The following is a 26,782-nucleotide window of genomic DNA, read 5'->3' as shown; positions in this document are numbered from 1 at the left end:
GCGCGGCTGGATTTGGAACGCGATCAACGGCCGAGCAGATCCGGCGCGATCTTCTTGCAGGCATCGACCAGACCCTGCACCGCGCCGACCGACTTGTCGAAGGCCTCGCGCTCCTTGCCGGCGAGCTCAATCTCGACAATGCGCTCGACGCCCTTCGATCCGATCACGACGGGTACGCCGACATACATGTCCTTCACGCCATATTCGCCGTTGAGATAGGCCGCACACGGCATCACGCGCTTCTTGTCCTTGAGGTAGCTCTCGGCCATCGCCACAGCGGATGCCGCCGGCGCATAGAACGCCGATCCGGTCTTCAAGAGGTTGACGATTTCGGCGCCGCCGTTGCGGGTGCGGTCGACGATCTCGTCGATCCGCGCCTGCGAGGTCCAGCCCATCTTGACCAGATCAGGCAAGGGAATGCCGGCCACCGTGGAATACCGCACCAGCGGCACCATGGTATCGCCATGGCCGCCCAGCACGAAGGCGGTGACGTCCTCGACCGAGACGTTGAACTCATCGGCCAGGAAATAGCGGAAGCGCGAAGAATCCAGCACGCCCGCCATGCCCACCACCTTCTTGTGCGGCATGCCGGAGGCCTTCTGCAGCGCCCATACCATGGCGTCGAGCGGATTGGTGATGCAGATGACGAAGGCGTCGGGGGCGTATTTCTTGATGCCGGCGCCGACCTGCTCCATCACCTTCAGATTGATGCTCAAGAGGTCGTCGCGGCTCATGCCGGGTTTGCGCGGCACGCCGGCGGTGACGATGCAGACATTGGCGTTGTCGAGCGCCTCATAGGAATTGGCGCCGGTAAAATGCGCGTCGAACCCGTCCACGGGTGAGGATTGCGCGATATCGAGCGCCTTGCCCTGCGGCACGCCCTCGGCGATGTCGAACAGCACGACGTCGCCGAGTTCCTTCAGACCGATGAGATGAGCCAGCGTTCCGCCGATCTGGCCGGAGCCAATCAATCCAATCTTGTTGCGCGCCATGGGAAATCTGTCCTTTGAAGGTCAAGGAGTGAGGGTGGAGAAGAAGCTTAAAAGCTGGTTATCCCTTTCGCCTGATACGTTCAAGTCGCGGCGTGCCCAATTGTCGGCCTTGCCTTGATTTCGACCAGGGCGCGCCCGTTCCCCCGTCATTGCGAGCCAACGGCTCGGTGCGAAGCGCCGCCCGATGACAGGCTGCGCGAAGCAATCCATACCGCTTGCTCGGCTCGATGGATTGCTTCGCTCCGCTCGCAATGACGGCGGGAAATCTCGCAATGACGGCCGCTGGCGCCGTCACGTCTCCACCAGCCCCGTGCTGGACCCGCTCGCTGCGGAATCCTTGTGGCCGTGGGGCAGTGCCAAATAGGATTCCGAACTCATCTCGATCAGCCGCGACGAGGTCCGCTTGAATTCGTTGGCCTCGCTGCCGTCGGTCGCGACATACAACGACATCGGATCGGCCGCGGCGGAGGCCATCAGCTTCACGGCGTTGTCATAGAGGGTGTCGATCAGCGCGATGAACCGTTTGGCGGCGTTGCGCTCGTCGTAGTCCATCACCGGAATGTGGTCGATCAGAATGGTGTGATAGTCGTGCGCAAGCCGCAAATAGTCCGAGGCGGCGAGCGGTACTTCGCAGATTTCGGCAAAAGAATAGCGCGCCACGCCGTTGGCCGAACACGGCACGCGCAGAATGCGGCCCTTGACCGAAATATCGCGCGGCTTGCAGGGCGCATTGCCGGTCATTTTCGCCCAGGCTTTGTCGAGCGCGGCATCGGCTGCGCGATCGGCCGGCACCAGCCACATCTTTACGCCGGCGAGTTTTTCCAGCCGGAAATCGGTGCGGGCATTGAGCTGCAGCACGTCCATATGCTCGGCGATCTCCGCGATGAACGGCAGAAACAACGCCCGGTTCAACCCGCCTTTGTAGAGATCCTCGGGCGCGACGTTGGAGGTCGCCACCACCACGGTGCCGAGTTCGAACAATTTTGCGAACAGCCGTCCGAGGATCATCGCGTCCGCGATGTCGGTGACGTGAAATTCGTCAAAGCACAAAAGCCAGGCCTCATCGAAGATCGCGCCGGCCGTGAGCGCGATCACATCGCCGTCGGCGATCTCGCCGCGCGCGATATTCTGGCGAAAGGCATAAATCCGCTCATGCACCTCGGCCATGAATTCGTGGAAATGGGCGCGGCGCTTGTGCTCGACCGGACTGTGCTGGAAAAACAGATCCATCAGCATGGTCTTGCCGCGGCCAACCTCGCCGTAGACATAGAGACCGCGCGGCGGTCCGCCATTCTTGTCGGTAAACAGCCGGCCCAACAGGCCCTGCTTGCGCGCCGGCTTGTAGTTCGCAAGCCGCTGCTCGAGATTGGACAACGCCTCGGCGGCCTCCGCCTGCGCCGCATCGGCCTCGATCGCGCCGGAGGAGACGAGGGCCTGATACTGGGCGCGGAACGTGGCAGATGGTGGAGACAGCATGGCCCCCTTTACGGCCCCAACACGGCCGAAATTGCAAGCCGAGAATTGGTGCAGGGGGTATGCGGATAAACTTGAGGAGCACGATGCCGCTTTACGGCAGGCTGTCGTCGCCCGGCTTGACCGGGCGATCCAGTATTCCAGAGGCGCCGGTGATTGAATCGAGAAGCCGCGGCGTACTGGGTCGCCCGATCAAGTATACGGCCCGGGGACAGGGGTAACACCGTTCGGAGACATGGGTAACACATCGGCGGCATGGACAGGCTCAGGAGGCCGACATGCCGTGGCGCGAGGTGTCATTCATGGATCAGAGGAAAGAGTTCGTTCGGCTGTTCCGGCAGCCGGACGTAAACCGGCGGGAGCTGTGCCGTCGGTTCGGGATCAGTCCGAAGACTGGCTACAAATGGTTGGCTAGGGCGATTGCCGACGAGAAGGAATGGGCGCGGGATCGCTCCCGGCGTCCGTACGTGTCTCCAAAGCGAAGCCCCCAGGGGATCGAAGCGGCAGTTTTGGAGATCCGGGATGCGCATCCGGCGTGGGGCGCGCGCAAGATCCGCCGCCGTCTGGAGGACGAACTCGAGAGCGTACCGGTGGCATCGACGGTCCACGCCATTTTGAGCCGGCATGACCGCATCCCGCCACCTGCGCAGCCACCGCAATACACCCGCTTCGAGCATCCGGCTCCCAACGACGTCTGGCAGATGGACTTCAAGGGACGCTTCGCTCTGGGCGATCGACAGATGTGTCACCCGCTCACCATGGTCGACGACCACTCTCGCTATGCCCTGTGCCTACAGGCCTGCACCAATGAGCAGAGTGAGACGGTCCAGCAGCACCTCGAACAGACGTTCCGCCGCTATGGCCTGCCGAACGCGTTCCTGGTCGACAACGGCGTGCCTTGGGGCACTTGCTCTGAGGTCCGATGGACCAAACTCCGTGTCTGGTTGCTCAAGCTCGGCGTCGACGTTATCTACGCGCGCCCGCATCATCCACAGACCAAAGGTAAGAACGAGCGCTTCCATCGCACACTGAAGGCCGAAGTACTGTCCATGACGACATTCAGAACCGCGCGCGAGCTGCAGAAGGCATTCGACCGTTGGCGGCACGTCTATAATACCGAGCGTCCGCACCAATCCTTGAACTATGACGTGCCATCAAACCGGTATCGGCCAAGTTCCCGTTCATTGCCAGGCAAGCTGCGCGAGCCAGAATATGAGGAAGGGGCGATCGTGCGCAGGGCCAGCGCGCAAAAGGCCAACTTCCGCTTCGGTAAACGGCGCTGGCGCGCTCCGGAAGCCTTCCGTGGCGAGCTTCTGGCCATCAGGCCCCTCGCCACGGAAGGCAAGTTCGGTGTCTTCTTCGGAGCTCACCAAATCGCATGCATCGATCTGCGAAATGATGTTCAATGAACCTGTGTTACCCATGTCTCCGAACGGTGTTACCCATGTCCCCGGGCCGTACATCAAGCCGGGCGATGACAGTTGCGGGCTTGGCTCTACGCGCTCAGCGCGTAGGAATCCTCGACCACATAGGGCCCGCCGCCGGTCGAGGCTCGGGAGGAAAACAGCACGAAGCGCGAGGCCTTAAACACCGTGGTCGGGAAATATCCGCGTACCGACAGATAATCCGCGACATCCTGGTTGGAGGCGTCGCGCAATCGCGCCAGGGTCACGTGCGGAGTGAACTTTCGCCCTTCCGGGTCAAGCCCGATGCGCTGCATCAGGCGTTCCAGCTCGGCCTGCAGCTCGATCAGCGGCCGGCTCGGCACCACCGAGGCCACCACCGCGCGCGGCTTGCGCCCGCCAAAGCTCGCCAGGCCCTGCAGGGTGACGTCGAACGGCTTGCGGTTGACCCGAAACAGCATCGAGGCGATTTCGTTGGCCGCAATGCCGTCGATATCGCCGATGAAGCGCAAGGTGACGTGATAATTTTCGGGGTCGATCCAGCGGGCGCCTGGGAGGCCACCCCGCAAATTGGAAAGGGTCTGGCCGATCTCGGCCGGAATTTCCAGTCCAGTAAACAAACGCGGCATCGCATGACTCCCGATGCTGAAACCCGGTAACGAATCACCGATCGATATTTTGTATCGTAGTTATGTGACTCTGCGAAGCATCCGGCGTTAGCAGATTGGAAAGCTTTCGGCAAAACATCGCGTTAGGGTTAGCACTGCCTGTTTTTCAACTGGGTTGCCCGGATATCGCTCCAACAAATGCCTGCACCGTGGGCAAAATATTTTGGACGACGACATCGACGCCGTCGGCGGTCGGATGCATCCCATCCGCCTGATTGAGCTTCGGGTTGGCGGCGACGCCGTCCAGGAAGAACGGGTAAAGCGTCACGGCGAACGACTTCGCCAGATCCGGATAGATCGCGTTGAAGCGCGCCGAATAGTCGCTGCCGTAATTCGGCGGCGCCACCATCCCACACAGCAGAACCTTGATCTTGCGCGCCTTCAACCGGGTCAGGATGTCCGACAGCGCGGCGCGGGTCACGGCCGGATCGATGCCGCGAAGAGCGTCGTTGGCGCCGAGTTCGAGGATCACGGCGTCGGTCCCCTCCGGCACCGACCAGTCGAGCCGGTCGCGGCCGCCGGAGGAAGTATCGCCGGACACCCCGGCATTGATCATATCGACCTCTATCCCCTTGGCCTTTAGGGCTTTTTGCAGGCGCTCCGGGAACGCCGATTGGGCCGGAAGGCCGAGCCCGGCGCTCAGCGAATCCCCCAATACGACCATCTTGATCGGTTTTGCCATATTGGAGGCCGGCGTTTGAGCAAATGCCGTGCCCGCGGCTATCAGAAACACGGCCAACACGAGCATTTGCATGAACAGACCGAGCTGCCTCTCGACCGCGCTAGCCAAATTGCCATATGACCGAGCCATGGACAGTCTCATCGAACCCTCATCGCTATCTGGCCTCGAGCCGGACACCATTGCCATCTCAAACGTCAATCTCTCGCTCGGCACCGGCGCCGCGCGGGTTCACATCCTGAAAGATATCAGCCTGCGCGTGGCCTCGGGTGAGGCGCTCGGCTTGATCGGGCCTTCAGGTTCTGGGAAATCCACTCTGCTGATGGTGATGGCGGGATTGGAACGGCCTGACAGCGGAGAGGTGGTGGTCAACGGCACCCCTTTCAATGCCCTCGACGAGGACGCGCTCGCGCGCTTCCGCGGCCGCCAGGTCGGCATCGTGTTCCAGTCGTTTCATCTGATCCCGACCATGACGGCGCTGGAAAACGTCGCGGTGCCGCTGGAGCTCGCCGGCAATCCCGATGCGGCGGAGCGCGCGGCGCAGGAACTCAGCTCGGTCGGTCTCGGCGACCGGCTGCATCACTATCCCACGCAATTGTCCGGCGGTGAGCAGCAGCGCGTCGCGCTCGCCCGGGCGCTGGCGCCCGATCCCGCGATCCTGGTGGCGGATGAACCCACCGGTAATCTCGACGAAGCGACGGGAAAACAGATCGTCGACCTCCTGTTCACCAAACACGCCGAGCGCGGCATGACGCTGGTGCTCGTCACCCACGACACCGCGCTGGCGCAGCGCTGCGATCGCGTGGTGCGGCTGCGCTCGGGCCGGATCGATGGGCAGACGGCCGAGCGCAAAGCCGCTTCATGACCACCCTCACCGAACGGATTGCATCTGATTCCGAACCGAACTCGGGCGATCGCGCGTCATCGCTTGCGCTGCGCTATGCGCTGCGCGAATTGCGCGGCGGCTTGCGCGGCTTTTATGTTTTCATCGCCTGCATCGCGCTCGGCGTGATGGCGATCTCAGGTGTCGGATCGGTCGCGGCGAGCCTTGGCGAGGGACTGGCGCGCGAGGGGCGCACGCTGCTCGGCGGCGACGTCGCGTTTTCCCTGATCCAGCGCGAAGCCAAGCCGGACGAAGTCGCCTTTCTCCGGTCGCGCGGCGAAGTCTCGGTCGCGGCGACCTTGCGGGCGATGGCGCGCACGGGCGACGGCCGGCTCGCTTTGGTCGAGCTCAAGGCGGTCGACGGTAATTATCCGATGCTGGGCGAGGTGGCGCTGAAACCCAAAATGCCGCTGGCCGATCTTTTGAGTGAGCGCGACGGCGCGTTCGGCGCGGCGGTCGATTCGACCTTGCTGGCGCGGCTCGATCTCAAACTCGGCGACCGCGTCTCGATCGGCAGCGCGAATTTCCAGATCCGCAGCGTGGTCGAGACCGAACCGGACAAGCTCGCCGGCGGCGTCGGTCTCGGTCCGCGCTTCCTGGTCGGCGAAGCGGGCTTGCGCGCCACCGAATTGCTGCAACCGGGCAGCCTGGTGCGCTGGATCTATCGGGTAAAACTGCCTGATGACGCGGCCTCCGATCGCGCCGCGACTGCGCTGATCGACGATACGCGAAAGGCGCAGCCGGAGGCCGGCTGGGAGATCAGAAGCCGCAGCAACGCCTCGCCGCAGCTCGAGCGCACCATCAGCCGTTTTACGCAATTCCTGACGCTGGTCGGCCTCGCGGCGCTTTTGGTCGGCGGCGTCGGCGTCGCCAACGCCGTGAAGAGCCATATCGATCGCCGACGCGACGTCATCGCGGCGTTCAAGGCGCTCGGCGCCACCGGCCGCGACGTCTTTACGATTTACCTGACGCAAGTGATCGTGCTCGCGGGCATCGGCTCGGTGATTGGGCTGGCGCTCGGTGCGGCGCTGCCCTTCATCATCGTCGGCGTGTTCGGCAAATTGCTACCGCTGCCGGTGGTGCCGGCGCTGCATCCGGACGAGCTGGCGCTGTCGTTCGTCTATGGCCTTCTGACTGCGCTGGCCTTTGGACTGTGGCCGCTCGGCCGGGTACATGACGTACCGGTGGCGGCTTTGTTTCGCGAAGCGGTATCGAGCGAATGGCATCGCCCGCGCTGGCGCTACCTCGCGCTGATGGCGCTCGTGATCGCGCTGTTGGTCGCGGTCGTGATCGGGCTAGCCTACGACAAGCGGGTCGCGGCGGTGTTCGTTGTCTCCTCGGTCGTGGTGTTCGCGCTGTTGCGCGGTATTGCGGCCGGATTGATGGCGCTGGCGCGCCGGCTGCCGCGGACCCGCTCCCCGATGCTGCGGCTGGCGATCTCCAATATCTACCGGCCGGGCGCGCTCACCCCGTCGGTCGTGATGTCGCTCGGCCTGGGGCTTGCCGTGCTGGTCACCATCACGCAGATCGACGGCAATCTGCGGCGGCAATTCTTGGCGGCGCTGCCGGATCGCGCGCCGTCGTTCTACTTCATCGATATTCCGACCACGGAAGCCGGCCGCTTCGGCGAATTCCTCAAAACCACCGCGCCGGGATCGACGGTGGAGGACGTGCCGATGCTGCGCGGGCGCATCGTCTCCGCCCGCGGCGTCAAGGCGGAGGACCTGAAAGCTTCGACCGATTCCGAATGGGTGCTGCAAAGCGACCGCGGCCTGACCTATACCGGCGAAATCCCGAAGGGCTCCAAGATCGTCGAAGGCGAATGGTGGGGCCCTGACTATAACGGGCCGCCACTGATCTCGATCGAGAAGAAAATCGCCGACGGACTTTCCTTGAAAATCGGCGACGAGATCGTCGTCAACGTGCTCGGCCGCGACATCCACGCCACGATCGGCAATATGCGCAACGTCGACTGGCAGAGCCTCGGCATCAATTTTGTCCTGGTGTTCTCTCCCAATGCGTTCAAGGGCGCGCCGCATACCCATATCGCGACGCTGACCGAAACCCATCCGGATTCGGCCGGCGACGCCAAGATCATCAAATCGGTCGCCGATGCGTTCCCGATGGTGACGAGCGTGCGGGTCCGCGAGGCGCTGGAGACCATCGGAAGCGTCGTCGCCAATCTGGTGCTGGCGATCCGCGGCGCCAGCGCGGTGACCTTGATCTCGGCCATCCTGGTGCTGGGCGGGGCGCTCGCCGCCGGGCATCGCCACCGGGTCTATGACGCGGTGATCCTGAAGACGCTCGGCGCCACAAGGGCACGGCTGCTCGGCGCCTATGCGCTGGAATATCTGATGATCGGCTTTGCGACCGCGGTTTTCGGCGTGATCGCGGGGTCGGTCGCGGCCTGGCTGATCGTGACCCGGCTGATGACGCTGAGCTTCGTCTGGCAGGCCGGCAGCGCCGCCGGCGTGGTCGCGGCGGCGCTGGTCGTCACGGTCGGGCTCGGGCTCGCAGGCACGCTATTGGCCCTCAACCAGAAACCCGCCACGGTGTTGCGGAATTTATGACAAATTGAAGCACCGGGCTTATGTCGGGGAAATGGCATACCGCTGGGCGTCAGGAATGCCCGTTTTTGTGACACCGACCGGCGCCCTTATCGCCCTATAACGGCACGGAGCGACATTCAGCCGCGCATGGAAGCTTGCCGTGACTGTGCTAGTTTCCCACATACCATTCCAGGCTCAGATGCCGCTTGCCCGACACAAATTGCATAACGCAAAATTAATGTCAGCAAACGGCGCTATCTGGGGTAGATTTCTTGACTAACCGGCGTCGCAAACCCCCTTGCGCTCCGCCGGACCAACAAATGGGAATTCGACCATGTCGGACCTAGACCGCAACTACGCTTCTCCTTTCGGCCGGGCCGCCGGGCGCATTGACGCCGCGACCGTCGACGCCGGTCTGCGCGCCTACATGCTGCGCATCTACAATTACATGAGCATCGGCCTTGCCATCACCGGCCTTGCCGCGCTCGGCGTTTACATGGCGGCGGTGACCAGCGATCCGTCGGGCGCCGCCGCCAAGATTGGCAACGCCTTCCTGACGCCGTTCGGCTACGCGATGTTCGTGAGCCCGCTGAAATGGCTGTTCATCCTGGCGCCGCTCGCCATGGTGTTCGCGATTTCGGCCGGCATCAACCGGCTCAAGCCGGCGACCGCCCAGATGCTGTTCTGGGTGTTCTCGGCGCTGATGGGCATTTCGCTGTCGTCGATCTTCCTGGTGTATACCCATACCTCGATCGTGCGGGTGTTCTTCATCACCGCGGCGACCTTCGGTGCGCTCAGCCTCTACGGCTACACCACCAAGCGTGACATGACCGCGATGGGGTCGTTCCTCTTCATGGGCCTGATCGGCATCATCATCGCGAGCCTGGTCAATCTGTTCCTGGCGAGCTCGATGCTGCAGTTCATCGTCTCGGTGGTTGGCGTGCTGGTGTTCGCGGGCCTCACCGCCTACGACACCCAGCGGCTGAAGAACGACTACATCTACGGCTATGCCTCGCAGGGCGGTGACATTGCGGAGCGGGCGGCGATCACCGGCGCGCTGTCGCTCTACTTGAACTTCATCAACCTGTTCACGCTGCTCTTGCAGCTGCTCGGCCAGCGCGACTGATCGCTTAAGCCAAAAACGGACGAATTGAAGCCCCGGCCTTAGCGCCGGGGCTTTTCTTTTGCCGCGGGCAAAAATAATCTCTGGCCATGTCCCCGCTTGAAATCAGGCCGACGCTCGCGGCCGACCTTCCCGCCATTACCGCGATCTACGAGCACGCGGTGCTTTACGGCACGGCGACATTCGAACTGATCCCGCCGGATCTTGCCGAGATGACAAGGCGTTTCGCCACACTGATGGACGGAGGCTTTCCCTATTTCGTCGCAGCCCTCGAAGGCCGCGTGGTCGGATATGCCTACGCGGGCGCTTACCGGCCGCGACCGGCCTATCGCTTCACGGTGGAGAATTCGGTCTATCTCGAGCCCGCGATCCACAGGCGAGGCATCGGGCTGCAACTGATGCGACGGCTGATCACGGAGTCAGAGGCGCGCGGCTATCGGCAGATGATCGCCGTCATCGGCGATTCCGCCAATGCCGGATCGATCGGCGTGCATACGAAATGCGGATTTCAGATGATCGGGACCCATCCCGATGTCGGCTTCAAATTCGGCCGCTGGCTCGACACCGTGATGATGCAGCGCGCGCTGGGAGAAGGTGCGGCGACATTGCCGGCGGACGATTCAGCACAGGCGCAGCGCTAGTTGTTTGCCGTCATTCCGGGGCGCGCCTTGGCGCGAACCCGGAATCTCGCGCCGCAAATTGCTCACCAATCCCGGGATTCCGGATCCAGCGCTGCGCGCTGGTCCGGAATGACGGAGCTAGTTCGCGCTACACCACCGCCAATTTGCGGTCGATCACCAAGAGCACACGATCGAGTTCGTGGCCGCGGCGCAGGATCAGGCCGGTTGCTGAGATCACGCTGTAGATGCCCTGCTTGCGCGCCAGCCGCGGGTCTTTCTCGATCCGGTAGATCGGAACTTCGGAGGCGCGGCGGAACACCGAGAACACCGCGCGATCCCGGAGGAAATCGATAGCATAGTCGCGCCATTCGCCATCGGCCACCATGCGGCCGTACAGATTCAAAATGCGATTGAGTTCGAAACGATTAAACGTCACCCGATTTGGCAAGGTACCCGCAGCGGCCGTGCGCGCCGCTGCGCGGTTCTCGCTTGGATCGGCTTCCTCCGAGATCAAACTCATGGCGCAACTCCTGGTCATCGAACCTACATGATTGCGCCAACTGCACGCGGCTGCAAGAGGGCGGCTGCGACCGAATCAACCCGCGACGTACTTGACGTACTTGTTGCGCCCGATCGAGCCAAAAGCCCTGATGTGCATTTGCACGATTTGGAACCATGATCCGAAGCACGGGACCGGTTTTTCCAAAACATCACGCTCAAACAAGGAGATGAGATCGCGATCCAATTTCGGATCATGATTTGGGCCGTCACGGGAACGTTAGCGGAATCATAATACCGCCCCACTTCCGCCAAGCGCCTGCCCTCCTGCGCTGCGAAAAGATAATCCTGCGTTGGCCCGGTCCTTTCGGTTCCGGATTCCTCAGCCCCCAGCCCCCCGGGGCCGTGGGGATCGGGCCTGTTCCGCAGGATAGTCTATCCCCGCACTGGGCCAACGAGAGTTGGTCCTTTTTCTTTTTGGGGGGTGCTTTTTCTTTTGAAATCGTCATTCCGGGGCGCGCGAAGCGCGAACCCGGAATCTAGAAATTGTCGGTGCGAGATTCCGGGCTCGCGCTAACGCGCGCCCCGGAATGACGAGTGAGAGGGAACAGAATTATTTCAGTGCAGTGTCGTGTAGGCCGCGCCGAGCATCGGGCCCGGTCTGTCGTGACTGCCGTCCTGGACATAGACCACCGCGCCGTCGACGCCGTCACGCGAGATGTTTTCCAGCGGCACGGTCCAACTGCCGGGACTGCCGGTCCAGTCGCCCAGCTTGAGCAGGTTGCGCACCACATTGTGGTAGGTGACTTCGTGACCGCTATTCTCGCCACGGCCGATTGAAATCGGTATCGACTTCGAGATCGAGCAGATCCAGACCTCGCCGTGCATCGCGGCGGGACCCTTGGCGGAAGCTGCGACCGATACGGTGATCTGCTTGCCCAATTGCGTCATCGACACCGGCACCGACATCACGCCGTCGGCCTTTCGGGTAGCGCCGATCGCGCTTTCGATCCCGGCGCGGTCGCTGCCGACCACATGCGCGGATCCATTGATGACGACTTGCGGGGTGTAGACCTCGCGATCGCCACGCATCTGGGAATAGGCTTTCTGCCGCGCACTGAAGCGCGAATCCGCCAGCGTATCCTTCCAGCCGAGATAGTCCCAGTAATCGATCGGCATACTCAGCGCGATGATCGACGGATCCTTGGCGAGCTCGCCCAGGATCTTGTCGGCGGGCGGACAGGAAGAGCATCCCTGCGACGTGAACAGCTCCACCACCGCGCGCGGATCGGCATGGGCCGGACGGATGATCGCGACAATCGCGCAGACGCCAAGCGCACCCGACCACCGCGAAATCGAATGATAGGCCATCATCGCTGTCATACTGAGAACCGGGAAACGCCCATCGAAAAACACCTCACAAGACCACCCGCATCGTCGTTAACTTTGCGGCGCTTGAATCGCGCCGGCCTCCGAACGCCAAGAAGGCGGCCCTTCTTAGGCCGCCTCCCCCTTGCTCGCTACTCACTTCGCAGTGAGCCACCGTTCACAATTCGCATCACGCCGCGAGCTTGCGCAGCACGTAGTGCAGGATGCCGCCGTTCCGATAATAATCGAGTTCGTCCAGCGTATCGATCCGGCACAACAGCGAGATGCGCTGCACCATGCCATCGCCGGACACGATCTCCGCCGTCAGCTTTTGCCGCGGTTTCAAGTCGCCCTGCAATCCCCGTATGGTTACGGTCTCGTCGCCCTTCAGCCCGATCGACTGCCAGGATTGGCCATCCTCGAAAGTCAGCGGCAGTACGCCCATGCCGACGAGATTGGAGCGATGGATGCGCTCAAAGCTCTGGCAGATCACGGCGCGGACGCCGAGCAGCCGGGTTCCCTTCGCGGCCCAGTCGCGCGACGAGCCGTTGCCGTATTCGGCGCCGGCGAACACCACCAGCGGCACGTGCTCGGCCTGATACTTCATCGCGGCATCGTAGATCGACATCTGCTCGCCGTCGGGCCAGTGTTTGGTCAGGCCACCCTCCGGAATATTGCCGTCGGCGCCCTTCAGCATGAAATTCTTGATGCGGATGTTGGCAAACGTGCCGCGCATCATGACTTCGTGGTTGCCGCGCCGCGTGCCGTATTGATTGAAGTCCGCGGGGCGCACCTGGTGCTCGGACAGATATTTTCCGGCAGGCGAGGTCAGTTTGATCGCGCCGGCCGGCGAGATGTGATCGGTGGTGATCTTGTCGCCGAACATCGCGAGGATACGCGCGTCGACGACATCGACGATCGGTTCCGGCTCTTTCTTCATGCCTTCGAAATAAGGCGGGTTCTGCACGTAGGTCGAGCTCATGTTCCAGCGATAGGTTTCGCTCTCCACGGTCTTGATCTTGCGCCAGTTGGTGTCGCCCTTGAACACGTCGGCGTAACGCTTCTTGAAGATCGAGGACGTCACGTACTTCTTCATGAAGGAATTGATCTCCTTCGTCGTCGGCCAGATGTCCTTCAAATAGACCGGCTTGCCGTCCTTGCCGGTGCCGAGCGGCTCGACCGCGAGATTCTTCGTCACCGTTCCCGCCAGCGCATAGGACACGACCAGCGGCGGCGAGGCCAGATAATTGGCCTGCACGTCCGGGCTGACGCGGCCTTCGAAATTGCGGTTACCCGACAGCACCGCGGCGGCGATGATGCCGTTGTCGTTGATCGACTTCGAAATCTCCTCCGGCAAGGGGCCGGAATTGCCGATGCAGGTGGTGCAGCCGAAGCCGACCAGGTTGAAGCCGACTTTATCCAGATCGAGCTGCAGCCCGGAATTGGAGAGATATTCCGCGACCACCTGGCTGCCCGGCGCCAGCGAGGTTTTTACCCAGGGCTTTGCGGTCAGGCCCTTGGCGGCGGCGTTGCGCGCCAACAGTCCCGCGCCGATCAGGACGCTGGGATTGGAGGTGTTGGTGCAGGAGGTGATCGCCGCGATCACGACGTCGCCATGGCCCAGATCGAAATTGCGGTTCTCGACCGAATAGCGCTTCGACGCGTCGACGGCCTTCTTGTATTCGGTCGCCATCGCCGCGGCAAAACCATCGGCGACCGCGGGCAGTGCGACGCGGCCCTCGGGGCGCTTCGGTCCGGCCATCGACGGCACGACGTCGCCGAGATCGAGCGTTAGCGTCTCCGTGAACACCGGATCGGGCGACTTGGCGGTACGGAACAGGCCTTGCGCCTTGGCATAGGCGGTCACCAGCGCGACGCGGTCGGACTTGCGGCCCGAGGTTTTCAGATAATCGATGGTCTCGGAATCAACCGGGAAGAAGCCGCAGGTGGCGCCATATTCCGGCGCCATGTTGCCGATGGTCGCCTTGTCGGCGACCGAGAGATAATCGAGCCCGGGGCCGAAGAATTCGACGAATTTTCCGACCACGCCCAGCTTGCGCAGCATCTGGGTCACCGTCAGCACCAGGTCGGTCGCGGTAACGCCTTCCTTGAGCGCTCCCTTGAGCTTGAAGCCGATCACTTCGGGCAGCAGCATCGACAATGGCTGGCCGAGCATGCAGGCTTCCGCCTCGATGCCGCCGACGCCCCAGCCGAGCACGGAGAGGCCGTTGACCATGGTGGTGTGAGAGTCGGTGCCTACAAGCGTATCCGGATAGGCGACCTCAAACGTGCCGGTCTTCTTGCCGACGGTCATCTTCTCCTTGCGGGTCCACACCGTCTGCGCGAGATATTCGAGATTGACCTGGTGGCAGATGCCGGTGCCGGGCGGCACCACCGAGAAATTCGAGAACGCCTTCTGGCCCCATTTCAGGAACTCGTAGCGCTCCTGATTTTGCTTGTATTCCTCGACCACGTTCTTGGCGAAGGCCTTGTTGTCGCCGAAGAAGTTCACGATCACCGAATGATCGATCACGAGATCGACCGGCACCAGCGGGTTGATCTTCTCCGCGTCGCCGCCGAGCTTCTGCATCGCATTGCGCATCGCGGCGAGATCGACCACCGCCGGCACGCCGGTGAAATCCTGCATCAGCACGCGCGCCGGGCGAAACGCGATCTCATGTTCGAGCATGCGTTTCTTCAACCATTTGGAGACGGCTACGATGTCATCCTTCTTCACGGTGCGGCCGTCTTCATTGCGCAACAGGTTTTCCAGCAGCACCTTCATCGAATAAGGCAGCTTGGAGATTCCCTTCAGACCGTTTTTCTCCGCGGCGGGCAGGCTGTAATAGACATAGGTCTTGCCGCCGACCTTGAGGGTCTTCTGGCTTTTGAAGCTGTCGAGCGAGGTCATGTGAGGAAATCCCAATTTTTATCGTTATACCCGGCAAGGGTATCAGAACACCGTCCAAATCCATCAGAGAGGCTTGGCCAGATGACTTGCAGCGGCGGATTGTGTGCTGCATCAAGTTTCGGCTTATAGAATCTTTCCAATGGCACCGCCACACCGACAATCGTGCCGCAGCATTGCGGCAGCCAAAAATTCTGCTGCGGTAGCCATACATTTCTAGAGGGCTGTGAAGGGGCAAAATGCGGCTCTCGGGACGCGGTGTCGGATGTGTGCGGGGCGGCCGGGAGGTGTTTTCCGGGCTCGATTTCGAGATCGCCTCGGGCGAGGCGCTGGCCGTCACCGGCCCGAATGGATCGGGCAAGACCTCGCTGCTGCGGCTGATCGCGGGACTTTTGATGCCGGCCGCCGGATCGATCAAGCTCGAGGGCGGCGAGGCCGAACTGACGCTTCCGGAACAGGCCCATTATCTCGGCCACCGCGACGCGCTGAAACCCGCGCTGAGCGTCTTGGAAAATCTCTCTTTCTGGCGGAATTATCTCGGCGGCGAAGCGTCCGACGCGATGCAAGACCTCGCCAAAGTGGGGCTCGATCATGCCGCGCAGCTGCCGGCGGCGTATCTGTCGGCCGGCCAGCGGCGGCGCCTCTCGATCGCCCGGCTGCTCGCCGTGCGGCGGCCGATCTGGCTGCTGGACGAACCGGCCAACGCGCTCGATGCCGCCGGGCAAAGCCTGTTTGCGGGATTTATGAGCGATCATCTCGCGCGGGGCGGCCTGATCGTTGCCGCCACTCATGCGCCACTTGGCGTGCAAGCCAGGGAATTGCGGATCGGAGACGGTCATGACTTTGCGCGATGACAAGCCGTTTGCGACTGCGCCATCCGTTCCCTCCCCCCTTGCGGGGGAGGGTCAGGGAGAGGGGTGCCACACGGCGTGCTGGTTATTGTTTGGCAACAAGATGGACTCTTTTCTATCGAGAGAGCGATCCCGTCGAACACCTTTTGCTGGGCCACCCCTCTCCCCCACCCTCCCCCGCAAGGGGGGAGGGAGCGATGCGGACTTGCGGTCGGGTCATCGCACCACACGCTTTAGGATGTGGAGACGCGCCGCATGAGCGCCCTCGCCGCATTGATTCAGAGAGACATCAAAATCGCACTCCGCGTCGGCGGCGGGGCGCTGATCGGCGTCTTGTTCTTCCTCACTGTGGTGGTGTTGATGCCGTTCGCGGTTGGGCCCGATCTAAAACTATTGACCCGGCTTGGGCCTGCCATCCTCTGGCTCGGCGCGCTCTTGGCGAGCCTGTTGACGCTCGACCGGCTGTTCATGGCCGACCATGAGGACGGCTCGCTCGACCTGATCGTGATGGGCCGCACGCCGCTGGAACTCGCCTGCGCCGCCAAGGCGCTGGCGCATTGGCTCGCCGCCGGGCTGCCGCTGATCATTGCCACGCCGGTATTGGGACTGTTGTTGAATCTCGATGCGACCTCGACCTCGGCGGTCGCGTTGACGCTGCTGGCGGGCACGCCGGCACTGACATTTACCGGCATGATCGGCGCAGCGCTTGCCGTGACCCTGCATCGCGGCGGCCTCTTGCTGGCGGTGCTGGTACTGCCGCTGTCGATCCCGGTCCTGATATTCGGCGTCGCCGCCTCGGAGGCCGCAATATCAGGGCCGCTGCCGTTCGGAACCCCGTTTTCGATCCTGTGCGCGCTGTCGCTGGTCAGTTTTGTCATTGGTCCGTTTGCCGCAGCCGCAAGCCTGCGGCACGGGCTGGATTGACCCCGATCAACTCTCGCGGAGAGCATTTTATGAAGATTGCCTGCTACGGTCGCGACCATTAACAGGGACGCCATGACGCTGATCGATCTCGCCAACCCCACAAGATTCCTCACGCTGACCGCGCGCATCCTGCCCTGGCTTGCGGGTGCAACCGCGATCCTGCTCGCGATCGGGCTCTATCAATCGGCCGTCGCGCCTGACGACTACCAGCAGGGCGCGACTGTAAAAATCATGTTCATTCACGTGCCGAATGCGTGGCTATCGATGCTGGTCTGGGGCGTGATGAGCGTGGCCGCGCTGGGCACGCTGGTGTGGCGGCATCCGCTGGCCGACGTCGCCGCCAAGGCCGCCGCCCCGATCGGGGCTGCCTTTACGTTTCTGGCGCTGGTGACGGGCTCGCTGTGGGGACGGCCGATGTGGGGCACCTATTGGGAATGGGATGCGCGGCTGACCTCGGTGTTGATTTTGTTCCTGATGTATCTCGGCCTGATGGCGCTGTGGCGGGCGGTCGAGGATCCCTCGCGCGCGGCGCGCGCCGCCGCGGTCCTCACCCTGGTCGGCGCCATCAATTTGCCGATCATCAAATTCTCGGTGGACTGGTGGAATACGCTGCATCAGCCGGCCTCGGTATTCCGGATGGGCGGGCCGACGCTCGACCGCGCCTTCCTGATTCCGCTGCTGGTGATGGCGGTGGCGTTTACGCTATTGTTCGTCACGCTGCTGTTGGCTGCGATGCGCAACGAGATCCTGCGCCGCCGGGTGCGCGCCTTGCAGATGATGCAGGTGGCGCAAGCCGGCCGGCGTTCGGCGTGAACGCGATGTCGCTTGGCCCCTACGCGTCGTTTATTGTGACATCCTATCTACTGGTAACGGTGGTGGTGCTGATTTTGATTGCCTGGATCGAGATCGACTATTGGCGCCAGAAGCAACGATTGCATGAGCTCGACGCGTCCGGTGTCAGCCGGCGTTCCGGTCGAAGCGCGGTGGACATCGGATGAGCGAACCCTCGACATCGTCAGGCGCGCCGTCGCAGCGCCGCAATTGGCTGATGGCACTGCCGCTGGTCGCCTTCGCGTGCCTAGCCGCGATCTTCTGGTTTCGGCTGGGCGGTGGCGATCCGTCGCGCATCCCCTCCGCGCTGATTGGCCATCCGGCGCCGCAAACCGCGCTGCCGCCGCTCCAAGACCTTGTCAAAGGCGGCGCCCAGGTGCCCGGGCTCGATCCCGCGACCTTCAAGGGCAAGGTCAGCGTCGTCAATGTCTGGGCCTCGTGGTGCGTGCCCTGCCACGACGAGGCGCCGCTGTTCACTGAGCTCGGCAAGGACAAGCGCCTGCAGATGATCGGCATCAACTACAAGGACACGCCCGACAACGCGCGGCGCTTCCTCGGCCGCTACGGCAATCCGTTCGGCATTGTCGGCGTCGACGGCAACGGCCGCGCCGCGATCGAATGGGGCGTCTATGGCGTGCCGGAGACGTTCGTGGTCGGCCGCGAAGGCACCATCGTCTACAAGATGGTCGGCCCGGTGACGGCGGACAATATCGATAGCGTGCTCAAACCCGAGATCGACAAGGCGCTGAAGGCGGGAAGTTGAGCTTCACCTCTCCCGCGCTTGCGGGGGAGGTCGACGCGCGCAAGCGCGGCGGGCGGGGGAAGGTCTCTCCACTCGACGAGCGCGTTATGCGGAGACACCCCCACCCCGACCCTCCCCCGCAAGCGGGAGAGGGAGAAGAGGCACTGCTCACCTCTTGCTCACATCGCCCTCGGCCGCATCGCTGGCTTCCAGCGAGACCGGCTCCAGATGATAGCGTTTTGTCAGCGGCATCTGCGCGATCGCAAAGACCATGGTCAGCGGGATCACGCCGAAGGCCTTGAAGGCGACCCAGAAGTCGGTCGATTGCGTACGCCAGACAATCTCGTTCAAGATCGCCATCGCGAAGAAAAACAGCGCCCAGCGAAAGGTGAGGATGCGCCAGCCCTGCGGCGTCAGATTGAACATCTGGTCGAACATGATGGCGATGAAGGAGCGGCCGAACAACAATCCGCCGCCAAGGGTGGCGGCGAAAAGGCCGTAGATGATGGTCGGCTTGACCTTGATAAAGGTCTCATCGTGCAGCACCAACGTCAACGTGCCGAACACGATGACGATCGCGCCGGTGACGATGGTCATGATCGGCACGTGCCGCGTCACCATATAAGACGCGATCATTGCCGCCACGATCGCCACCATGAAGGCGCCGGTCGCCACGAACAGATGGAATTTGGCGTTGGCGACAAAGAAGACCACCAGCGGCCCGAGCTCGGTCGCAAGCTTGAACAACGGATGCGGCGTGGTCTTGTCCATTACTCAATCCCTGCGATCGCTTTTGCAAAATCCAGCGCCGTAAACGGCGCGAGATCGTCGATACCTTCGCCGACGCCGATAAAATGCACCGGTAATTTGTGCTTCTCGGCCAGCGCCACCAGGATGCCGCCGCGCGCGGTGCCGTCGAGTTTTGTCATGACCAAGCCCGTGACGCCCGCGGTGCGATGAAAGGCCTCGACCTGCGACAGTGCATTTTGCCCGACGGTCGCATCCAGCACCAACAGCACCGCATGCGGCGCCGAGGCGTCGACCTTCTTGATGACGCGGACGACCTTTTCAAGCTCGTTCATCAGTTCGGCCTTGTTCTGCAGACGGCCGGCGGTGTCGATCAGCAGCACATCGAGCTTTTGCTCGCGCGCGGCCGTGATCGCGTTGAAGGCAAGGCTTGCCGAATCCGAGCCTTGCGCGCCCGCGATGACAGGCGATTTGGTGCGCTCGCCCCAGATCTTCAATTGCTCGATCGCGGCGGCGCGGAACGTATCGCCGGCGGCCAGCATCACCTTGCGGCCTTCGCCGGAAAATTTGGCGGCGAGCTTGCCGATGGTGGTGGTCTTGCCGCTTCCATTGACGCCGACCACGAGAATGACGAACGGCTTTTGCGCTCCATCGATCTCGAGCGGCTTTGCCACCGGGGCAAGCACCGTTTCGACTTCGGTCGCAACCACCGACTTCACGTCATCCGCTGATATCGCCTTGTCGTAACGGCCGTGGCCTACCGCGGCCGAAATCCGCGCCGCGACCTCGGTCCCCAAATCGGCGCGCAGCAGCACGTCCTCGATATCCTCGAGCATCGCACGGTCGAGCTTGCGCTTGGTGACAAGATCGGCCACCGCCGTCCCGAGCGAACTCGAGGTGCGCTTCAGCCCAGAGGACAGCCGCCGCCACCAGCTCAGTTTTGTCTTTTCCGGAGTGTCGTTCATGCCGGGGGTGTGTTAGCGGTTTCGCGCCATGAGTGAAAGCCTTGACCGAGGGATCGAAGTTCCCGAATTGACCGCGGAGCAAATCCAGGCCCGCGTGCTCCATCGTGACGGGCTGATGCTGGTGATCGACAAGCCGGCGGGCCTGCCGGTGCATCGCGGCCCCAAGGGCGGCGCCAATCTGGAATCTTCCTTCGACGCGCTAAGGTACGGTCTGCCGCGGCCGCCGGTGCTGGCCCACCGGCTCGACCGCGACTCCTCCGGCTGCCTGGTGCTCGGACGCCATCGCAAGGCAACGGCGTCGCTCGGACTTTTGTTCAAGCATGGCAGGATTTCAAAAACCTATTGGGCGGTGGTCGAAGGCGGACCTACTGAGGACGAAGGCACCATCGACATGCCGATCGGCCGCCTCAACGCCGAGCGCGGCTGGTGGCAGAAGCCCGATCCCGAAGGGCAATCGGCGGTCACCAACTGGAAAGTGCTGGGCCGCGGTGACGGTTTTTCCTGGCTCGCGCTCGAACCGGTCACCGGGCGGACCCATCAGTTGCGCGTGCACGCTGCCGCGATGGGCTGGCCCATTGTCGGCGATAATATTTATGGCAACGGTCCCCGTTTCGGCGAGCCGCGGCTGCATCTGCATTCCCGCGAGATCGTGATCCCGATTTCGAGGAACAAGGACCCGGTGCGCGTGGTGGCGCCGGCGCCGGCACATTTGCAGGAGCGGCTCCGGGCGTGCGGGTGGAATAGGGAGTAGGGTCGCGAGAGCGCGGGGCTTTCGCAACAATCACCACTGTCGTCGCCCGGCTTGACCGGGCGATCCAGTATTCCAGAGCAGTTCGTGACAAATCACTAGCGCCGCGGCGTACTGGGTCGCCCGGTCAAGCCGGGCGATGACAGTCTGAGATTAGCCGCGCGCCATCATTCCCGGTGATCACAAGCGCCCGCACCGCGCCCGGCGTCTCGCCACTGATCGCCACCGGCAAAAAATGCTCCGTGCGGCCCTGCGTCGCGCTCTCGATCAGCACATGTCGGGTGTGACCCAACTCCGACGCCAGCCGCTTCTGCAATGCCGCCTCGCCTGTCGCGCGCAATCGCTTCGCGCGTTCCCTGATCGCACCGCCCTTCACCTGCGGCATCCGCGCCGCCGGCGTGCCTGGGCGGGGCGAATAGGGAAATACATGGAGAAATGTTAGTCCGCATTCCTCCACCAAATCCATTGAGCGCTCGAACATCTCGTCAGTTTCGGTTGGAAAGCCCGCGATGATGTCGGCGCCGAGCGCGATGTCAGGCCGAAGCGAGCGCACCTGCGCGCAGAAATCGATCGCGTCTTGACGCGCATGCCGCCGCTTCATCCGCTTCAGAATCAGATCGTCGCCGGACTGCAGCGACAGATGCAGATGCGGCATCAACCGTTCATCATCGGCGATCACGTCGAGCAGATCGCGATCGACCTCGATTTGATCGACGGACGAGATCCGCAAGCGTTTTAGCTCCGGCACATGGCGCAGAATCTGTTTCGTCAACATCCCCAGCTTTGGCGTGCCCGGCAGGTCGGCACCGTAGCTCGTCAGATCGACGCCGGTCAGCACGATTTCGGCGTGGCCGCGCTCGATCAGGGCGCGGACCTGCTCGACGACCCCTCCCATCGGCACCGAGCGCGAATTGCCGCGGCCATAAGGGATGATGCAGAAGGTGCAGCGGTGATCGCAGCCGTTTTGCACCTGCACGAACGCCCGCGGCAGGCCGCGCTGAAATCCTTCGAGCAGATGTGGCGCCATCTCCTTGACCGCCATGATGTCGGCGACCGCGATCTTTTCGCTTTCAGCAATGCTGAATCCCGGCGCCGCATCGAACGCCGCGCGCGCGTCGCGCCAGGTGTCAGCGCGCATCTTGTCGTCATTGCCGACGACACGGTCGACTTCGGCCATGCCGGCGAACATCTCGGGCTGGGTTTGCGCCGCGCAGCCGGTGACGACGATGCGCAGCCCCGGCCGCTCGCGCTTCAGCCGCCGGATCGACTGCCGCGCCTGCGCCACCGCTTCATTGGTGACCGCGCAGCTATTGATGACAATGGTGTCCGAAAGGCCCGCATCCTCCGCCTCTCGCGCGATCACCTCGGATTCGAAGGCGTTGAGGCGGCAGCCGAACGTGATGATTTCGACGCTCATCGGTCAGGCGACGGAGGAAAACAGCGCGGGATCGAAGCGGCCTTCATATTCGAATGTCGCCGTCCCCGTCATCAGCACATGGTCGTCACCCTCGCGCCATTCGATCGCGAGCTCGCCGCCGGGCAGTGTGATGTTGACGATGCGATTGGCGCGCTTCAGCCGCGCCGCGGCGACCGCCGTGGCGCAGGCCGCCGAGCCGCAGGCTTTTGTCAGTCCGGCGCCGCGCTCCCAGGTGCGGATGGTGATGTGGTCGCGATCGACGATATGGGCGAGCGTGATATTGGCGCGCTCGGGAAAAATCGGGTGATTTTCCAGGAGCGGCCCGAAGCGGCCGAGATCGTAGGCGTTGACGTCGTCGACCCAGAAGATCGCGTGCGGATTGCCCATCGAGACAGCGGAGGGCGTATGCAGCACCGGCGCGTCGATCGGGCCGATCTGCAATTCGATGGAGCGGGTGTCGCGAAATTCCTCGGCGAGCGGAATATCCTGCCAGCCGAACTTTGGCGCTCCCATGTCGACGGTGTAGAGATCGCTGGCGGGACCCTGCCAGCAATTCAATAGTCCGGCCTTGGTCTCGAAGGTGACCGCCGTCTGTCCGGTCGCCTCGAACAACTGCCGCACCACGCAGCGCATGCCATTGCCGCAGGCGGCCGCCTCCGAGCCGTCATTGTTGTAGATGCGGATAAAGGCCTCGGTGCCCTTCAAGCGCGGCTTCTGCAGCACCATCAGCTGGTCGAAATGCACGCCCGCCGGCGAGGCCACCGCGCGCGCTTCCTCGGGGGTAACCGGGATGGAGGACGCGCGCAGGTCGACCACGACAATCTCGTTGCCGATGCCGTTCATCTTGGCAAAGCTTTGGTTGGCCAGCGCGCCCATGGATATCCCGCCTCTCGGCACGCTTTATATGGCCAATGATGGCGGATTGGCCAGTGCGGCAAATCTGTGTCGGCCGGGCCTGGCCGAAGCGGGGAGGCCCATGAAATATCTGTCATGGGACGAAAGCCGGCCTTGCGTGTTAGCATCCGTAAGGTTCGCCGCGCGCCGCCGATGCAAGCCGGGACATGCAGGCAGGGCGCCCGGACCGGGGTCCCAAGGAGAATACCGGATGAAATCTGTCAGCCCTTTCCGCCTTGCCGTGGTCGCGCTGGTTCCGATAGCCGCGATTTCGCTGAGCTTTGGCAACGCGCTGGCACAATCTCCACCGGCCTCAACGCCTCCGGCGGCGAGCACGCCGGCGAGCCCGGCGCCTGCGCCATCCGCGACCCCTGCCCCGCCGCCGGCCGAGACCAAATCGCCGGCCGATGTTCCCTCAGCCGCGCAGGCTCCGGCGACACCGCCCCCGGCACCGGTGCAGACCGCCGACCCGTTCGGCGAGCAGATCACCCTGGAACCGAAGACGGTCGTCATCGCCAAAGGCAATGCCAACTGGGATTCGGCGTTCGATACCCTGATCGATTCCTTCAAGTCACTGTCGGCGCTGCTGGAGAAGCAGGGCATCAAGCCGTCAGGCAATGGGATGATCGTCTATACCTCCACCGACGACACCGGCTTCACCTACCTCGCCGAAATCCCGGTCGAGCAGGACCCGAAGAACCTGACCAAGGCCATGAGCATGGGCAAATCGCCCGACGGCAAGGCGTTGAAATTCGTCCATCGCGGTTCCTACGACAATATGGACAACACCTATGAGGCGATCACCAATCACCTCGACGACAAGAAGCTGGAAGCCAAAGACACTTTTATCGAGGAATACATCACCGATCCCCTGAAGACGGCGGAGGACAAGCTGGTGATCAACGTCTACGTGCCGCTGAAGTAACGTCCATGAAACATCGGATCGCACTTGCCGCCGCGATCGCGGCGGGGACACTGCTTGCCGCGCCGGCATGGGCACAGACCGCGCTGCCGGCGATGATTACCGTCTCCGGCGAGGCCACCGTCTCAGTGCCGCCCGATCTGGCGCAGATCGACGGCGGCGTCACCTCGGAGGCCAAGACCGCGCGCGAGGCATCCGACGCCAACAACACGGCGATGGGCAAGTTGCTGTTGGCACTGAAGGGCGCCGGCATCGATGAGAAGGATCTGCAAACGTCGCGACTGTCGCTGCAGCCGGAGAGCGCGCCGAACCGCACCGGGCCCGGGGCCCCGACAATCGTCGGCTACCGCGCCAGCAACCATGTCACGGTTCGGCTGCACGACGTCGGCAAGGTTGCCAATGTGATCGATACGATGGTCGCCGCCGGCGCTAACGACATCGGCGGCATCAATTTTGCCGTGTCCAACGCCTCAAAACTGCTCGATGACGCCCGCGAACAGGCGATCGCCGATGGCCGCCGCAAGGCCGAGATCTATGCAAAAGCCGCAGGCGTCACGCTCGGCGCACCGATCAGCATTTCCGAGGCAAGTTCACCCGGCCCGTTGTTTCGCGCGAAGATGCCGATGGGCATGGCCACGACAGCGCCGGTCGCGCAAGGCGAAGAGACGCTGCAGGTGACGGTGAGCGTATCCTGGGCAATCAAGCAGGCCGGGCAGTAATCCTTCTCCCTCGCCCCGCTCTTCGCGGGGAGAGGGTTGGGGTGAGGGGCTGCCTCCACGAATACCGAATGCGCGGATAGTCCCCCTCACCCGGCGCTGCGCGCCGACCTCTCCCCGCAAGCGGGGCGAGGTTAAATCTCGAACACCTGCCCCGGCTTGAGCGCGACAAATTTCTCGCGCGGAATCTTGGCGTCATCGAGTGCTGCCTGCAACGCCGTCACAGGCGCGTCGATCGCCTCATCGGTCAATTGAAACGTGCCGTGGTGATGCGCCAGCGCCTGCGCCGCGCCGCAATCGGCCAGCGCCTTTACCGCATCGGACGGATTCATATGCTGGTCCTTCATGAACCAGCGCGGCTCGTAGGCACCGATCGGCAGGATCGCGAGCCGCAACGGACCGTGGGCCTTTGCCACGCTGCGGAAATGCGTGCCCTCGCCATAGCCGGAATCGCAGACGATGTAGATCTTGCCCACGGCAGTCTCCAGCACAAAGCTCGCCCATAGTGCCTTGTTGCGATCGAACAATCCGCGCGCCGACCAATGCCTTGTCGGCACCAGCGTCACCGCGACATTGTTGCCGAGCTCGACACGGTCGCGCCAGTCGAACGCCTCCGCGCGGATCGCCGCGTCGGCGCCGCGCATGGTGGTGTCGTTGCCGAGCGGGGTGATCACGCGCGGAGAGAATTTTGCGGCGAGTTTTGACAGCGTCGGGATGTCGAGGTGATCGTAATGGCCGTGCGAGACCAGCACGGTATCGACCGGCGGCAGCGCATCGAAGGCAATACCAGGATCGTTATGACGTTTCGGGCCGGCCCAGGCGATCGGTGAGACGCGCTCCGACCAGACCGGATCGATCAGGATGTTCAAGCCCGCTGTTTGGATCAGCCAGCTGGCGTGACCGACGAACGACAGCCGCACCTTCTCGCCCGTCACCCGCGCCGGCGGCGTGTCGGCATGCGGGCTGGGCGCCCAGTCCGGCCATGCCGCGCGCTCCCGCCCCGAGCCGAACTGCCAGCGCAGGACTTCGCCGAGCGATTTCGGCGGCGAGCCGTCGGGATCGAAGAAATGCAATCCGTCGAAATGATCGGAGACAGGACCGTTATAGGTGCGCATGCGGGAAGCCCAGATGGCCGACAGTCCCGACACCGCTACGAGGCTAGCGAGAGCGGTAAAAAGCCGGCGGCGGGTGAGGGACAATTGGGGAGATCGCAAATCGGGTGGGAGAGCGGACGCCTCCGTCGTATATGGATGTGTTCAGCCATAACACGAGACCGGTCATGGATATTTACAACGCGTGGTTCGATCTGAAAGCGGGCGTATCCGACGTCGAATTCGCTGACCGGCTCAAAACTTACATGGACCATCTGAAAAACGACGGGTTGATGCAGGGCTGGCGGCTGATGCGGCGCAAGCTGGGCTTAAGCGCAGCACCGGTCGGCGAATTTCACCTGATGATGGAATTTTCGGACCTCGCCCAGCTCGATTCCGCGTTCAACCGGGTCGGCAGCCGCCGCGAGCCGATCGAGGGCGTGCATTTCGGGGTCAATTCACTGGTCGCGAACGTGCAATTCGCGCTGTACCGGGACTTTCCCGATTCCATCAGGCACCGGGGCGATGAGAAATTCTGATGGTTTTTTAGTGAGTTAGCTGGAAATCAGGCGGCCGCGCTGACGAGAACTTTGCTTGACTTACATCCCCTATCCCCTGTAAATCCGCGCCATTCTCGGAAAGAGCTTCTTTTCGACCCGCCGCCCGGCCCTTGAGGCCGGAGGTCAACGCCCGACAGCGCGATGCGCCCTCGGGCGCGAAAGTGTTTGGACGATCGTCTTGGCGTTTTGCGTCGAGGCACATAGGTCGTC

26 protein-coding genes are annotated in these 26,782 nt (G+C 63.0%); 14 read left to right on the top strand and 12 right to left on the bottom strand.

What is annotated here, in order from left to right; all coding sequences use genetic code 11:
- Nucleotides 1-23 precede the first annotated feature (23 nt).
- Both mdh and zapE read right to left on the bottom strand, forming a co-directional pair.
- Entirely contained in the window at nt 24-992 is a 969-nt protein-coding gene (gene mdh, locus B5526_RS19945) for a malate dehydrogenase (RefSeq protein WP_079540817.1), read from the bottom strand.
- Between the two features lie 291 nt (nt 993-1,283).
- Nucleotides 1,284-2,468 carry a cell division protein ZapE gene (gene zapE / locus B5526_RS19940; protein WP_079540815.1) on the bottom strand — a complete coding sequence of 395 codons (1,185 nt, stop codon included), beginning with the start codon at nt 2,466-2,468 and terminating at the stop codon, nt 1,284-1,286.
- A 275-nt stretch (nt 2,469-2,743) separates the two neighbouring features.
- On the opposite strand from zapE, the gene B5526_RS19935 reads away from it, so the two are divergent.
- On the top strand, nt 2,744-3,874 hold the full coding sequence (locus B5526_RS19935) for an IS481 family transposase (RefSeq protein WP_079540593.1): 1,131 nt from the start codon (nt 2,744-2,746) through the stop codon (nt 3,872-3,874).
- An 86-nt stretch (nt 3,875-3,960) separates the two neighbouring features.
- Here B5526_RS19935 and thpR read toward each other — a convergent pair whose 3' ends face one another.
- Together thpR and B5526_RS19925 are read right to left on the bottom strand one after the other, a co-directional pair.
- Nucleotides 3,961-4,497 (bottom strand): RNA 2',3'-cyclic phosphodiesterase, encoded by a 537-nt coding sequence (gene thpR / locus B5526_RS19930; RefSeq protein WP_079540813.1) that lies wholly within the window; start codon nt 4,495-4,497, stop codon nt 3,961-3,963.
- A 145-nt stretch (nt 4,498-4,642) separates the two neighbouring features.
- Nucleotides 4,643-5,290, bottom strand: coding sequence for an arylesterase (locus tag B5526_RS19925; RefSeq protein WP_079540811.1), 648 nt, complete (start codon nt 5,288-5,290; stop codon nt 4,643-4,645).
- 55 nt (nt 5,291-5,345) lie between these two features.
- On the opposite strand from B5526_RS19925, the gene B5526_RS19920 reads away from it, so the two are divergent.
- From B5526_RS19920 to B5526_RS19905, 4 genes are all read left to right on the top strand, one after another.
- Nucleotides 5,346-6,080, top strand: coding sequence for an ABC transporter ATP-binding protein (locus tag B5526_RS19920; protein WP_079540808.1), 735 nt, complete (start codon nt 5,346-5,348; stop codon nt 6,078-6,080).
- A 17-nt stretch (nt 6,081-6,097) separates the two neighbouring features.
- Complete coding sequence (locus B5526_RS19915; RefSeq protein ID WP_079545129.1) at nt 6,098-8,668, top strand: ABC transporter permease; 2,571 nt, start codon at nt 6,098-6,100, stop codon at nt 8,666-8,668.
- Between the two features lie 313 nt (nt 8,669-8,981).
- Nucleotides 8,982-9,773 carry a Bax inhibitor-1/YccA family protein gene (locus tag B5526_RS19910; RefSeq protein ID WP_079540806.1) on the top strand — a complete coding sequence of 264 codons (792 nt, stop codon included), beginning with the start codon at nt 8,982-8,984 and terminating at the stop codon, nt 9,771-9,773.
- A gap of 86 nt (nt 9,774-9,859) precedes the next feature.
- On the top strand, nt 9,860-10,411 hold the full coding sequence (locus tag B5526_RS19905; protein WP_079540804.1) for a GNAT family N-acetyltransferase: 552 nt from the start codon (nt 9,860-9,862) through the stop codon (nt 10,409-10,411).
- A 127-nt stretch (nt 10,412-10,538) separates the two neighbouring features.
- Here B5526_RS19905 and B5526_RS19900 read toward each other — a convergent pair whose 3' ends face one another.
- The 3 genes from B5526_RS19900 to acnA all read right to left on the bottom strand — a co-directional run bounded on the left by B5526_RS19900 (nt 10,539) and on the right by acnA (nt 15,167).
- Nucleotides 10,539-10,910 (bottom strand): DUF2794 domain-containing protein, encoded by a 372-nt coding sequence (locus tag B5526_RS19900; RefSeq protein WP_079540801.1) that lies wholly within the window; start codon nt 10,908-10,910, stop codon nt 10,539-10,541.
- Nucleotides 10,911-11,506: 596 nt separating this feature from the next.
- Nucleotides 11,507-12,271 (bottom strand): DUF1223 domain-containing protein, encoded by a 765-nt coding sequence (locus B5526_RS19895; RefSeq protein WP_079540799.1) that lies wholly within the window; start codon nt 12,269-12,271, stop codon nt 11,507-11,509.
- A 175-nt stretch (nt 12,272-12,446) separates the two neighbouring features.
- Nucleotides 12,447-15,167 (bottom strand): aconitate hydratase AcnA, encoded by a 2,721-nt coding sequence (acnA, locus tag B5526_RS19890; protein WP_079540797.1) that lies wholly within the window; start codon nt 15,165-15,167, stop codon nt 12,447-12,449.
- Nucleotides 15,168-15,403: 236 nt separating this feature from the next.
- Between acnA and ccmA the strand changes: the two genes are divergently transcribed.
- From ccmA to B5526_RS19865, 5 genes are all read left to right on the top strand, one after another.
- Complete coding sequence (ccmA, locus tag B5526_RS19885; protein WP_079540795.1) at nt 15,404-16,018, top strand: heme ABC exporter ATP-binding protein CcmA; 615 nt, start codon at nt 15,404-15,406, stop codon at nt 16,016-16,018.
- A gap of 252 nt (nt 16,019-16,270) precedes the next feature.
- The gene (ccmB, locus tag B5526_RS19880) at nt 16,271-16,939 is read left to right on the top strand and encodes a heme exporter protein CcmB (RefSeq protein WP_079540793.1); all 669 of its coding nucleotides are present in this window, start codon (nt 16,271-16,273) and stop codon (nt 16,937-16,939) included.
- Between the two features lie 72 nt (nt 16,940-17,011).
- A complete protein-coding gene (locus tag B5526_RS19875; protein ID WP_079540790.1) occupies nt 17,012-17,752 on the top strand; it encodes a heme ABC transporter permease in 741 nt (246 codons plus the stop codon).
- Nucleotides 17,753-17,757: 5 nt separating this feature from the next.
- Nucleotides 17,758-17,937 (top strand): heme exporter protein CcmD, encoded by a 180-nt coding sequence (gene ccmD, locus B5526_RS19870; RefSeq protein WP_079540788.1) that lies wholly within the window; start codon nt 17,758-17,760, stop codon nt 17,935-17,937.
- A complete protein-coding gene (locus B5526_RS19865; protein ID WP_079540786.1) occupies nt 17,934-18,533 on the top strand; it encodes a DsbE family thiol:disulfide interchange protein in 600 nt (199 codons plus the stop codon). The genes ccmD and B5526_RS19865 overlap by 4 nt, the downstream gene beginning before the upstream one ends.
- Nucleotides 18,534-18,680: 147 nt before the next feature.
- Here the strand turns inward: B5526_RS19865 and B5526_RS19860 are convergent, their stop codons facing one another.
- On the bottom strand, nt 18,681-19,283 hold the full coding sequence (locus B5526_RS19860) for a septation protein A (RefSeq protein ID WP_079540783.1): 603 nt from the start codon (nt 19,281-19,283) through the stop codon (nt 18,681-18,683).
- The gene (gene ftsY, locus B5526_RS19855; RefSeq protein WP_079540781.1) at nt 19,283-20,224 is read right to left on the bottom strand and encodes a signal recognition particle-docking protein FtsY; all 942 of its coding nucleotides are present in this window, start codon (nt 20,222-20,224) and stop codon (nt 19,283-19,285) included. The genes B5526_RS19860 and ftsY overlap by 1 nt, the downstream gene beginning before the upstream one ends.
- Before the next feature lie 28 nt (nt 20,225-20,252).
- Here ftsY and B5526_RS19850 point away from each other — a divergent pair, with 28 nt between their 5' ends.
- Complete coding sequence (locus B5526_RS19850; RefSeq protein ID WP_079540779.1) at nt 20,253-20,975, top strand: RluA family pseudouridine synthase; 723 nt, start codon at nt 20,253-20,255, stop codon at nt 20,973-20,975.
- Between the two features lie 124 nt (nt 20,976-21,099).
- Here the strand turns inward: B5526_RS19850 and mtaB are convergent, their stop codons facing one another.
- A complete protein-coding gene (gene mtaB, locus B5526_RS19845; RefSeq protein WP_079540776.1) occupies nt 21,100-22,389 on the bottom strand; it encodes a tRNA (N(6)-L-threonylcarbamoyladenosine(37)-C(2))-methylthiotransferase MtaB in 1,290 nt (429 codons plus the stop codon).
- Between the two features lie 3 nt (nt 22,390-22,392).
- Nucleotides 22,393-23,265, bottom strand: a complete 873-nt coding sequence (gene dapF / locus B5526_RS19840; RefSeq protein ID WP_079540774.1) for a diaminopimelate epimerase — start codon at nt 23,263-23,265, stop codon at nt 22,393-22,395.
- Nucleotides 23,266-23,494: 229 nt separating this feature from the next.
- On the opposite strand from dapF, the gene B5526_RS19835 reads away from it, so the two are divergent.
- Complete coding sequence (locus B5526_RS19835) at nt 23,495-24,208, top strand: GyrI-like domain-containing protein (protein ID WP_079540772.1); 714 nt, start codon at nt 23,495-23,497, stop codon at nt 24,206-24,208.
- Between the two features lie 5 nt (nt 24,209-24,213).
- A complete protein-coding gene (locus tag B5526_RS19830; RefSeq protein ID WP_079540769.1) occupies nt 24,214-24,924 on the top strand; it encodes an SIMPL domain-containing protein in 711 nt (236 codons plus the stop codon).
- 131 nt (nt 24,925-25,055) lie between these two features.
- On the opposite strand, the gene B5526_RS19825 is transcribed toward B5526_RS19830, so the two are convergent.
- Complete coding sequence (locus B5526_RS19825) at nt 25,056-26,120, bottom strand: MBL fold metallo-hydrolase (protein WP_079540767.1); 1,065 nt, start codon at nt 26,118-26,120, stop codon at nt 25,056-25,058.
- Nucleotides 26,121-26,200: 80 nt separating this feature from the next.
- On the opposite strand from B5526_RS19825, the gene B5526_RS19820 reads away from it, so the two are divergent.
- The gene (locus tag B5526_RS19820; RefSeq protein ID WP_079545128.1) at nt 26,201-26,551 is read left to right on the top strand and encodes a DUF6614 family protein; all 351 of its coding nucleotides are present in this window, start codon (nt 26,201-26,203) and stop codon (nt 26,549-26,551) included.
- Nucleotides 26,552-26,782: the final 231 nt, after the last annotated feature.

This window comes from Bradyrhizobium lablabi (genome assembly GCF_900141755.1).
In the GTDB taxonomy this organism is placed as follows: domain Bacteria; phylum Pseudomonadota; class Alphaproteobacteria; order Rhizobiales; family Xanthobacteraceae; genus Bradyrhizobium; species Bradyrhizobium lablabi_A.
This window is presented reverse-complemented; position numbering and strand designations above follow the sequence as displayed.